General features: G+C 61.0%; 1 protein-coding gene. It reads right to left on the bottom strand.

Going from position 1 to position 264, the window contains the following annotated elements; translation table 11 throughout:
- A partial coding sequence (locus tag E0702_RS17730) for a hypothetical protein (RefSeq protein WP_205742096.1) occupies nt 1-264 on the bottom strand: 264 nt, incomplete at both ends.

The raw sequence follows: 264 nt of genomic DNA, 5'->3' as shown, positions 1-264 counted from the left end.
CCTCGGCCATTGTGGTCTTGCCCACTTTGTTGGCCTTGCCGTCGCGCGTATCGTACAGCCGCACGATGTCGAACAGGTTCAGCACGTCCCAGCCCTCGTTCAGCTTATCGACCGCGAAGATCACCCGTATCTCGTTGTCGCGGTCCTCTAGTGCGTTCACCTCAATCTGCCTGTTTTCCAGATCCGTGGGGTGGTTGGCGGTCACGACCTTCTCGGGCGCAAAATCCCCCTGTAGCTCACGGGCGAAGGCCGCGCCGCTCATGC

The sequence above is a fragment of the Halomonas marinisediminis genome (genome assembly GCF_004347715.1).
Classification (GTDB): domain Bacteria; phylum Pseudomonadota; class Gammaproteobacteria; order Pseudomonadales; family Halomonadaceae; genus Halomonas; species Halomonas icarae.
This window is presented reverse-complemented; position numbering and strand designations above follow the sequence as displayed.